Source organism: Moorena sp. SIO3E8, assembly GCF_010692445.1.
Lineage (GTDB): Bacteria > Cyanobacteriota > Cyanobacteriia > Cyanobacteriales > Coleofasciculaceae > Moorena > Moorena bouillonii.
Window position 1 is genome coordinate 45,313 of the sequence record NZ_JAAHHM010000041.1, and the last position, 10,087, is coordinate 55,399.

10 protein-coding genes and 1 pseudogene are annotated in these 10,087 nt (G+C 43.8%); 5 read left to right on the plus strand and 6 right to left on the minus strand.

The genetic code is table 11. From position 1 onward, the window contains the following. Position 1: 1 nt before the first annotated feature. From murQ to yidD, 4 genes and pseudogenes are all read right to left on the minus strand, one after another. Positions 2-940 (minus strand): N-acetylmuramic acid 6-phosphate etherase, encoded by a 939-nt coding sequence (gene murQ, locus F6K46_RS18695; RefSeq protein ID WP_293059956.1) that lies wholly within the window; start codon positions 938-940, stop codon positions 2-4. Positions 941-1,102: 162 nt separating this feature from the next. After that, positions 1,103-1,474 carry a DUF3110 domain-containing protein gene (locus tag F6K46_RS18700; RefSeq protein ID WP_364303389.1) on the minus strand — a complete coding sequence of 124 codons (372 nt, stop codon included), beginning with the start codon at positions 1,472-1,474 and terminating at the stop codon, positions 1,103-1,105. Between the two features lie 286 nt (positions 1,475-1,760). Beyond that, entirely contained in the window at positions 1,761-2,471 is a 711-nt protein-coding gene (locus F6K46_RS18705) for a M15 family metallopeptidase (RefSeq protein WP_293028433.1), read from the minus strand. A gap of 158 nt (positions 2,472-2,629) precedes the next feature. After that, positions 2,630-2,836 (minus strand): annotated as a pseudogene (gene yidD / locus F6K46_RS18710) (membrane protein insertion efficiency factor YidD); the annotation flags it as partial. Positions 2,837-2,898: 62 nt separating this feature from the next. Between yidD and F6K46_RS18715 the strand changes: the two are divergent. Then, positions 2,899-3,606: a diacylglycerol/polyprenol kinase family protein gene (locus tag F6K46_RS18715; protein ID WP_293059962.1), complete on the plus strand. Its 708-nt coding sequence runs from the start codon at positions 2,899-2,901 to the stop codon at positions 3,604-3,606. Positions 3,607-3,703: 97 nt separating this feature from the next. Continuing rightward, the gene (locus F6K46_RS18720; protein WP_293059965.1) at positions 3,704-4,354 is read left to right on the plus strand and encodes a glutathione S-transferase family protein; all 651 of its coding nucleotides are present in this window, start codon (positions 3,704-3,706) and stop codon (positions 4,352-4,354) included. A gap of 261 nt (positions 4,355-4,615) precedes the next feature. Here the strand turns inward: F6K46_RS18720 and F6K46_RS18725 are convergent, their stop codons facing one another. After that, positions 4,616-4,765 carry a hypothetical protein gene (locus tag F6K46_RS18725; RefSeq protein ID WP_198954255.1) on the minus strand — a complete coding sequence of 50 codons (150 nt, stop codon included), beginning with the start codon at positions 4,763-4,765 and terminating at the stop codon, positions 4,616-4,618. Positions 4,766-5,140: 375 nt separating this feature from the next. On the opposite strand from F6K46_RS18725, the gene F6K46_RS18730 reads away from it, so the two are divergent. After that, positions 5,141-6,493 carry a nicotinate phosphoribosyltransferase gene (locus F6K46_RS18730; protein WP_293059968.1) on the plus strand — a complete coding sequence of 451 codons (1,353 nt, stop codon included), beginning with the start codon at positions 5,141-5,143 and terminating at the stop codon, positions 6,491-6,493. A gap of 28 nt (positions 6,494-6,521) precedes the next feature. Continuing rightward, positions 6,522-6,689 (plus strand): hypothetical protein, encoded by a 168-nt coding sequence (locus tag F6K46_RS18735; protein WP_293059971.1) that lies wholly within the window; start codon positions 6,522-6,524, stop codon positions 6,687-6,689. 28 nt (positions 6,690-6,717) lie between these two features. Here the strand turns inward: F6K46_RS18735 and F6K46_RS18740 are convergent, their stop codons facing one another. After that, positions 6,718-8,970, minus strand: a complete 2,253-nt coding sequence (locus F6K46_RS18740; protein ID WP_293059974.1) for an ABC transporter substrate-binding protein — start codon at positions 8,968-8,970, stop codon at positions 6,718-6,720. Between the two features lie 195 nt (positions 8,971-9,165). On the opposite strand from F6K46_RS18740, the gene F6K46_RS18745 reads away from it, so the two are divergent. After that, a complete protein-coding gene (locus F6K46_RS18745; protein ID WP_293059977.1) occupies positions 9,166-9,627 on the plus strand; it encodes a hypothetical protein in 462 nt (153 codons plus the stop codon). Positions 9,628-10,087: the final 460 nt, after the last annotated feature.

The window sequence follows — 10,087 nt, forward strand, 5'->3', positions numbered from 1 at the left end:
ATCAATTCAATTTTGATGGAGTACTAGTTTGTTTCCAACTTTGGAGAGCGGCTCTGAGATCACTTTGGTTTTGCTGTAGGAAGCTGGCTCCCTCTACTTGGTCTAATCCTGTCCAGTACATTAGTAGCGCTAGTTTTACCTGGCGTCCACTGCGCTCTAGTAAGTGAGCGCAGTCTTCTCGGCTGAGGTTGGTCAGGTCTTTGAGGATGCGCAGGGCTCGGTCATGAAGTTTCTTGTTGGTCACTGCCACATCTACCATGCGATTGCCGTAGACTTTGCCAAGCTTTACCATGGCTCCAGTGGAAAGGATATTCAAGGCCATTTTAGTGACAGTACCGGCTTTGAGGCGAGTAGAGCCAGCTAGGATTTCCGGACCAACTAGCAGCCGAATATCGATATCAGCATCAATACTGACCTGTTCAGGAGGGACACAAGCGATCGCAATAGTGGTTGCGCCCCGCCGTCGTGCCTCTTGGAGTGCGCCGTGGACAAAGGGTGTGGTACCACCTGCGGTAATGCCTACCACCACATCTAGGTCATGTACCCGGCGATGGGCGATCGCTTTTGCACCATCTTCCCGTCGGTCTTCCAAATCTTCAGAACTCCGCACCAATGCCCCTGCTCCTCCAGCAATGATCCCTTGGACTAGGTCTGGGGGTGTACAAAAGGTGGGGGGACATTCGGCAGCATCGAGGACTCCCAAGCGTCCACTGGTACCAGCCCCCACGTAGAAGAGGCATCCTCCTTGACGCAATGCCTTTGCTGTGCAGTCAATGGCTTGAGCTAGCTGGCTACGAGCTGCTGCGATCGCATCTAGGGTTTTGGTATCTTCTTGATTAAATAGATCGACTAACTCTAGGGATGTCAGCTGGTCAAGGTTCTGACTATTGGGATTAATCTGTTCGGTCAGTAGATGTCCCCGTTGTTCTAAATTTTGCATTATTTATTTAGTCATTAGTTGAAGGTTGAAGGTTATTTGGTTGAAGCTTGAACCGTTGACGGTTGTTCGCCTTTGCCGATTCGGTGTCTGGTAGGTTGTTTGGTTGTTTGGTTTACCGGTCAAGGGGGACAGTTAAAAAGTATTCCTCAAATTTTTATCAGTTTACAATAAATTTTCCAACTGACGGCGAATGCGGTCTAGCTCTGATATTTCTGGTTCTTCGGTTTTCTTGACGTCAGGTTGCCAATCAGTCTTTTCTAGATTTGTTTCCGGTGGCATGGCCAACATTCCTTCAGTAACCAACTCCGAGTCATAACCAGCCGATTGGCAAAACTCTTCAATCTCTTCTAGATCGATAGCTTCCACGGTTGCTGTTGGGAAATCCTGGGCTTCGAGCAATAAAGCAAAGCGGGTAGCATCGTCTTCCTCTTCAAACATCAATACCGTTTGCTTATCGCCAATTTGGATGGTGTGAATTCCCTCGTTTTCTGTCCGGGCATTAAATAAAAGGACGTATACTTGCTTAGGTGCCATCATAAATCTTATATAACCTTAAGTAATCGTTATGTTTTAATTGTTTTTATAGGATATCTGATACCATTTTGCTTTAATGCCAGGGAGAGATAGCAGGAGGGCCAAGAGAGGCAAGAGGGGCAATAAAAAATGGTCTATTTGTAGCATTCTTTGAGCTACTTGATTAACAATTCCACTACAATGCCACTGCTAAACCATCTTAGCAGCAACTGAGCTATCACCACGCTCCCCACTTAGCACGCTCCCCACTTAGGACTGACCGACTCTCCGACTCAGTACTCAGGACTCAACATGCTCCGCAGTCAACACCACCATATCGTGCGATCAAGGTATTGGTTGAATCTTCTTGATTGCGCAGCCAAGCCCACATTTGGTCTCCGAGGCAAAAATGCCACCACTCTCTAGGATGACACCGGAACCCAGCCGAGTACATTAAATTTTTTAACAGCTGTCGATTGTGATGATAAGGCAAGTCTTGCTGATTGGCGTAATAATCGGGATGGGAGCGTGGTGAGACTTCATCAATCTCAGAGCCCATATCAATGGTTTCACCAGTAGCATCCACCAGGGTAATATCTAACGCACCACCTGTACTGTGAGGGGGTGGAGTCATAGGGTTAGAGCTGGGTACTGCCCAAAATTGATAGACTTGTTCCCAAATGGCTTGCTGTTGTTTTTCCGATAGGGTGGTTGGGTTGAGTTGTTGGGCCTGAGCTACTTCAGCAAAGGTATGGTCAACCATGAATTGTTGGACTTCTACCGGTCGATAGCCATCAAAAATCTGGATGCGCCAACCTGGATGCTGCTGTTGGAGTTGGCTTTGAGCCACAAAGAGTGCTTCTATCACACTCTGGCGCAGATAATAAGGGGAAGCTTTACCATAAGGTGCCCCCAGTTTTTGGTAGGGATGAGGGGTACGAGCGGCAAATTGTTCTAAGGGAATGGGGATGAGGGGTTCTCCACACTCTACAATTGGGATTTGCTGATAAGGTTTCATAAGTTATAGCAGTTATCAGTTTTTTCAGCATACTCAAACCACAAGAGTCACTACTTCTTCTCTGTTCCCTGTTCCCTGTTCCCTGTTTCCTGTTCCCTGTTCCCTGTTCCCTGTTCAACACTTCTAGATTTATCGCTATTACCATTAGGATAAACGTCAGGCACGGGATCATAACCTCCTGGATAGAGAGGATGACACCGTAGAATACGCCGAATTCCTAGCCAACCGCCCCGAAAGACACCAAACCGCTCAATGGCTTGGATAGCATACTGGGAACAGGTTGGTCGAAAGCGGCAGACTGGGGGAAATAGGGGGGAAATAAACGCTCGATAGCCTCGAATTAGCCAAATCAGTAAAAGTTTCATGTAATGGTCACCCCATCTAATACAGTAATAAATAGGTCTTAAAGTATGCTGCCATCAGATCCTTGTTTAATTCTGTACCCTGGATAGAATCAATCCCAACCCTATGGCTGCAAATTGCACTGATTGCTGTCGGTCTCGGTGCGATTGTGCTGCTGGCGGAAACACTACATCAGCGCACCGCCAGGGATTCAGAAATTACCCGTAAAATTGTTCACATTGGCACGGGTAACGTTATTTTAGTGGCTTGGTGGCTACAAATACCTGCCTGGGTAGGTATCTTGGCATCAGTTATCGCTAGTGCGATCGCTCTTTTGTCCTATTACATTCCTATTTTGCCTGGTATTAACAGCGTTGGGCGGAAAAGTCTAGGCACTTTCTTCTATGCTGTCAGTATTGGTGTCGTGATTGCCTGGTTTTGGCCCTTACAACAATTCCAGTATGCCGCTATTGGTATTTTAGTGATGGCATGGGGGGATGGACTGGCAGGACTGATTGGTCAGAAATTTGGCCAACATCCCTATCAGGCTTGGGGGATGCAAAAAAGCTGGGAAGGGTCTGGGACCATGGCGGTAACTAGCTATGTCGTCAGTAGCCTGATCCTTTTAGCTGTTCAAGGTAATGTCTGGGAAACCTGGTTGATGTCAATTGCGATCGCATTCTTTGCCACAGTCTTAGAAGCCTTCTCCAAGTTCGGTATTGATAATCTCACAGTGCCTCTCGGTAGTGCAGCAGTAGGGTTCTTTTTAAGTCAAATCCTCACCTTGGGTTAAAGGGTTCTTGAAATAGATCAGTTTATGAGCTTGTGCTTGAAAGTAGATATTAAACTAAGAATAAATCAAACGTTGATAGGAAGGGAGAGTTGATTCAATGTTAAAGTTTTACAATAATCCCATGTCCAACAATGCCCGACGGGTATGGATTGCTTTATTAGAAAAACAGATTGAGTTTGAGCCTGTTGAAATAAAATTAGATGGTGATCAATTTACGCCAGAATTTATTGAAATCAATCCTTTTCATCACGTTCCAGTCCTAATCGATGATGGATTTAAAGTGATAGAATCCTTAGCCATCTTAGATTATTTAGAAGCTAAATATCCAACTCCTGCTCTTATGCCCACTGACCCCCAAGCTATTGCTACAGTGAGGATGATAGAACTGGTCAACGTCAATGAGCTTGCTCCTGCTATCGTAACATTTATGCGCCATAACTTGGAGATTGAAGTAGAAGCCAAAAAATTAGAACAAGCTCAAAAACAAGTTGCCACAGTGATGAAATTTTATAACGAAAAATTGGGCAATAAAAACTATTTTGTAGAAGGGCAATTTACGGTAGCCGATATTGTCGCCGGTTTGTCGGTATATTTTATGAGCAAGATCGGCGTTTATTTAGCTGACTATCCCTCAGTCCAAAATTGGCAAACAGCTTTACAGCAACGGGAAAGTTGGCAGCAAGTGCAACCAACACCAGAAGAGTTTGAAATGTTTAAAGCAAAGGTGAAAGCAATTTTGTCACGCTAAACCACTAGAAAATTGGCAACGCCTGAGTTAACGGGAGTAGGGAGTAGGGAGTAGGGAGTAGGGAGTTATGAGAACCGCTAAATTACCACATGACCTACATCACAGTGTTCGCTCCCAGCTTAAATCATCCCGTCAATAGGCAACCCGACATTAGCTGTAGGGGCGCACAGCGTGCGCCCCTAAGGGTGTTGTTTATTCCAGCAATAACCGCTATAGTTAGCGTTCAAATTCTAGCTAAATTCAAAGAATTTACCGAAGAATTTACCAAGATGCCTCTTTTTGCTCAAAGGGGTCACCGCTAAAGGGTTGAACACCAATAGCAGGATAAATGTCATCATTAGGACCAAAAATCCTAGCTACTGCTTCAGAAAGATATTGAATACTGCTTTCCAATAGTTTGTAAAAACCCATAAAATTGCTCTCCTGAATTAGTTGAGTTAGAGTTGAAAACAGCAGCAGTGGTTATAATTACCGCGAACCTTTAGCTTTTCTGGTGGTTCACGATTACTTTCCTGCTCTCATCAAATTGCTGTTCTCAAATTATTGAGTATTAACTCTCAGTAAAGACTGAAAGACGTTTTTGTCTTGGTGTACTTAATCTTATCGAAAATTATCGATTTGGGATCAGTATTAGTAATATTTGTTTGGCAATATTTGCAATACTTTTATCAAGGTTAACTAATCACTAAGATTTGTTTGGTAATTTTGAGATGCTTGTTAACAAATCTGTACCTATTTAAAGTTCCTTTACCTTATGTTAAACATTACTACTTAAACAGTACTACCATGAATGATAAACACCAGGAATTAATACCTACACCTGAGGACTATAGCTTATTAACTGACCTGTATCAGCTGACCATGACAGCCTGTTATAGTGGTGAAGGCTTAGCCCAAAAACGAGCTTCCTTTGAACTATTTGCCCGACGTTTACCTAATGGCTTTGGTTACTTGATTGCTATGGGACTCGCCCAGGTACTCGACTACCTGGAACAGTTTCGCTTTAGTCCCCAGGCACTAGAAGCATTACAACAAACAGACATTTTTCAGGGAGCACCGGAACAGTTTTGGTCACTCTTAGCAGAAGGAAGCTTCACCGGTGATGTCTGGGCAGTGCCCGAGGGAACCGCAATGTTTGCTAATGAACCGTTGTTGCGGGTGGATGCTCCTCTGTGGCAAGCACAGATAGTAGAAACTTACCTACTCAATACAATTAACTATCAGACCTTGATTGCCACTAAGGCAGCACGGCTCAGAGATGTGGCGGGGGCCGAGGCTACCTTACTAGAGTTTGGCACTCGACGAGCCTTTAGTCCTCAGGCATCCTTGTGGGCAGCACGAGCAGCTATAGCAGGTGGGTTGGATGGCACATCTAATGTATTAGCAGCCCTGAAATTAGGATGTCAGCCTAAAGGAACCATGGCTCATGCTTTGGTCATGGCGATCACAGCAGTATCTGGAAGTGAGCAGGATGCCTTTACGGCCTTTTATCGGTATTTTCCCAATGCTCCCTTATTAATAGATACCTACGATACTGTAGCAGCCGCTAAGAGTCTGGCTCAACAAATCGCAGCTGGAGAAATCCAAGTGACTGGAGTACGTTTGGATTCTGGGGATTTAGTGACCTTGTCCCAAGAGGTGCGATCGCATTTACCCAATGTCTCAATTTTTGCCAGTGGGGATTTAGACGAGTATGAAATAGCCAGACTCAAACAGGCTGGTGCTTGTATCGACGGTTATGGACTCGGAACTCGCCTAGTCACTGGAAACCCAGTCAATGGAGTCTACAAATTAGTAGAAATTGATGGCATTCCCACCATGAAACAGTCCAGTAGCAAAGTCACCTATCCAGGACGCAAGCAAATCTATCGCCAATTTCACCAAGATACAGTTATCAAAGACCGGCTAGGATTAATGGCTGAATCCTGCCAAGATCATGAACAACCCCTGCTGGAACAAGTCATCAAACAAGGTCAACGACTCAAGCCACCAGAATCCTTAGACGTCATCCAAAAACGCACAGCTGCCTCTGTTGCTAGTCTTGCGACGTCAACCCGACAACTTCATCAGCCAACCCCACTACCGGTAGAAATTTCTGATGCCCTACAGCAGCTCACCATAGCTACCTCCAAAGGGTAAGCTGTCAAACATTAATCAATAACTTAGATTGAATGCCAACTGCTCTATTTCCTACTCCCGTCTTGATGCAGTCGCTCATGGGGGAAACCCCCAAGACCGCTTAGGTGCGCTTTCCGTTGGCGAATTAAATTCGCCACGGGTCGCACCTCTGCATCGCTACTCCCTGCTCCCTAAAAAACCAGAAATATGTACTTAATAAAATCGTAAACCGCTATAACAAATAACTACAAATACCGCCAGCACAGAAGAGACGTGTAAACTACCAAAATCACTGGAAACGCCACTCTTCCAAACTCCATTAATTTGCTAATCTTAATCTTACCAGACTGAAAGCGCTCACTATTCCCAATCACCACCATCAACAACTGTAAGCCATTGAGTACATAAACGATAAAAAAGGCATAGTCTAGAGCCACTACATAGCCAACCCCCTCCGGTAGTGCTTCTATCAAGCTCAGATGGTAAAAGACAATCGCTAGTAGCAAGCCACTTACTGCTTCTACGGAGATGTGATCGAAGGGGAGAAACATGAACAGGTATCCCACCACTACAAAAAACAGTAGAGGCAATAGATTCTTGATACTGAAACTGACTAAATCCCGCTTGATTTTAATAACCACATTGAATCGGGAGTATTCTATATCTAAGTCTGTGTCGATAAATCGTCGATTGCCCAAAGTCGAATCGTTAATCACCGTATCCTGGAAAAAATTAGCATTCTCAACACTCCAATCGGTAATCTTATCAAACACTTTAGCTCTCTTCCAATTTTTGAGAACTTTTTCTGTAGTGGTGTCTCGCATTCCCACGAAGTCCACTACATAAATTAGTTTGTCCCGGGTTAGGTTAAGATGTCGAAATCTGGCTGATAGAGTCTGATGGTCAAACGGGTAATCGTGAAAATCAAACTTTTCATGAAAATCGCCTTTAACCCGGTAGACTTTATAATTAATACCATCATTTAACTCTGTATCTATCGGTTCCTTTAAGGTCAATTTTTCTCCTGAATCTAGCCGCTCAATGCCATAATTTGTGAACTCGATTTGGTCTGCTGGAATATCGCCTTGGTACCTAAACCAAATGTAAAAATCCACCAAATAGGAGGACGTTTTTTCATCTATGTGACTAATCTCATTGATATCCATCCCGGTGTAAACGATATGGGTCTTTACCATATAGTTATTACCAACCTTTACAATTTCACCACTGTCGAGCTGTTCTTGCAGATTAACAACAGCCCGTAAGTCCGGGATTATTTGCAGCTGGCTAAACGCTGAAATAAAATTTCTTCTATCAAAAATACCCACAAAAAATGGTGCTACTGCATTGCCGTAATAGTCAAAATAAATATTTCTGGTTGCCCCCTTGAATGCCGTTTCCTGGCTATTAATAGTTGCTAAGCTTTCTTTAAGCATCAAACGGTTTTTCGGTAAATCCTCCCAGGTAATATCAGAGCGTTTAATGGCCTCAACAATGGCTTTTGCCGCATCATAATAGCAAGTCGCCACCCATCCCGGCGCTTGTTTGTAATTCTTTTCAAAGTCGTTTCTGAACTGTTGACCGCCATCATCAGAAATGTCAAAAATAATCGGAGCAATGGCATAAATTCCATTGGTAAAGAAGCCTGGTTCATTCCTCTCCTCTGGGGAGTCTTCAAACCGTTGCCCCAAGGATATTTCGGCTAAGGAGTCACCGCCAAAAATGGGGAAATCCATCCCAGAACTCTTCATTTTGGCAATTAATCCAGCCACTTGATTGCGATTCGCTGTCATCACAATCACTCCTGGGTCTTTCCCGCTATTTTTTAAAGCCAATAAATCTTGATAAATCGTTTCTATGGCTTGGTCTATATCATCCCCTAATACCCACTTACTGACTACTTCTCCCCCTAACTGCCGAAAGGTCTCTTCAACAGTCTTCCCTAAGGTCAAGCCATAAGTGCTGGGGCTGTAAACTAGGCTAATATTGGAAGATCCCAGAATCTTTTGGATATAATTGGCGATAAAAGTACCCTGAGCACTGTTAGAAAAAATGGTGCGAAAATACCAACTGTTCGATTGGGTGAACCCATCAGCAGTAGCTGAGCCGGTCACCGCAGGAATCTTATGGTGTTGATAAACTTCACCAGCAGCCGTAGATACCCCACTACTGTAATGACCAATCACTGCGATCGCATTTGATTGAGCAATCTTCTTCGCAACCTGCCGTGCCACATCCTGATTTCCTTGGTCATCATAAACCTCTAGCTTCAACTTTTTGCCCTTAACACCACCAGCCTTGTTAACTTGGTTAATGTAAAGTTCAGCACCGTCTACCATTGCTCTGCCTGAGCGTTGTGCTGATTCACTAGCATTGCTTAACGGAGCTGCGATCGCAATGGTTATCCTCTCTTGATATCCCTGGAAGGTATCGATTGCTACAACTGTAGCGCAGGCAAGCAGTACTATAGATACTAATACGATGGCTTTTTTTAGCATATATCACCTGATCAGTTGAATGGTCACAGATTACAGGTTACAGGTTACAGGTTACAGGTTTAACGTTACAGGTTACAGGTTGAAGGTTACAGGTTGAAAGTTACAGGTTGAAGGTTACAGGTTGAAGGTTTAACGTTATAGTTTACAGGTTTAACGTTATAAAGTTTATATTTTACGTTACAGGTTACATGTTACATGTTTAACGTTACAGGTTGCCAGTTATACATCCGGCTTTCAGTTGTTAACCCTCTAATCTTCAACCATCAACCATCAAACCATCAAACCATCAACCATCAAACCTTCTATCTTAAACCATCAACCATCAAACCATCAACCTTGGCCAAAGGCCACGCTACGCGAACAACCATCAACCTTGGCCAAAGGCCACGCTACGCGAACAACATTCAACCATCAAACCATCAACCTTGGCCAAAGGCCACGCTACGCGAACAACATTCAACCATCAAACCATCAACCTTGGCCAAAGGCCACGCTACGCGAACAACCATCAACCTTGGCCAAAGGCCACGCTACGCGAACAACATTCAACCATCAAACCATCAACCATCAAACCTTGGCCAAAAGGCCACGCGATCGCTGAAAGCGGGACTTCGTCCATCGCGTTCAACCTTGGCCAAAAGGCCACGCGATCGCTGAAAGCGGGACTTCGTCCATCGCGTTCAACCTTATCTGGCTTCGTGAGTGGGCAATCACGCCCTTGCTGCAATGGCGGCGATTAAACCTTTCTAAAAACCACGAATTAGAACTGTCAAGAACATTATTTAAAACAGGATAAAGGCTTGTGAAAAATGATCAATGATCAATGATTAATAGACTGAATTCTAGCCAAGTCAACCTTTTTACAATCAACCTTGTCTAAAAAAAACATCCCTTAGGACTTTTAGAATAAACTAGGTGGCCATTTAATCAATATTTTTTTAATTTTATTCTATCTATTGACTTTATTCTATCTATTACTTATTTTTAATATATACCAATCCTAAATGATTTTGAAGAAAAATGAGATATCATGGAATATAAATTTACCACCATGTTCTCATGACTCTGGAAGAATTTATAGCTAGCAATCGAGACCCTAGAGAGCTAAAGCGAGCAA

What these genes read in the sequence shown, in the direction of transcription:
- F6K46_RS18740 (WP_293059974.1), bottom strand. Translation starts at nt 8,970, where the DNA reads ATGCTAAAAAAAGCCATCGTATTAGTATCTATAGTACTGCTTGCCTGC.
- F6K46_RS18725 (WP_198954255.1), bottom strand. Translation starts at nt 4,765, where the DNA reads ATGGGTTTTTACAAACTATTGGAAAGCAGTATTCAATATCTTTCTGAA.
- F6K46_RS18700 (WP_364303389.1), bottom strand. Translation starts at nt 1,474, where the DNA reads ATGGCACCTAAGCAAGTATACGTCCTTTTATTTAATGCCCGGACAGAA.
- F6K46_RS18705 (WP_293028433.1), bottom strand. Translation starts at nt 2,471, where the DNA reads ATGAAACCTTATCAGCAAATCCCAATTGTAGAGTGTGGAGAACCCCTC.
- F6K46_RS18730 (WP_293059968.1), top strand. Translation starts at nt 5,141, where the DNA reads ATGAATGATAAACACCAGGAATTAATACCTACACCTGAGGACTATAGC.
- F6K46_RS18745 (WP_293059977.1), top strand. Translation starts at nt 9,166, where the DNA reads ATGTTTAACGTTACAGGTTGCCAGTTATACATCCGGCTTTCAGTTGTT.
- murQ (WP_293059956.1), bottom strand. Translation starts at nt 940, where the DNA reads ATGCAAAATTTAGAACAACGGGGACATCTACTGACCGAACAGATTAAT.
- F6K46_RS18720 (WP_293059965.1), top strand. Translation starts at nt 3,704, where the DNA reads ATGTTAAAGTTTTACAATAATCCCATGTCCAACAATGCCCGACGGGTA.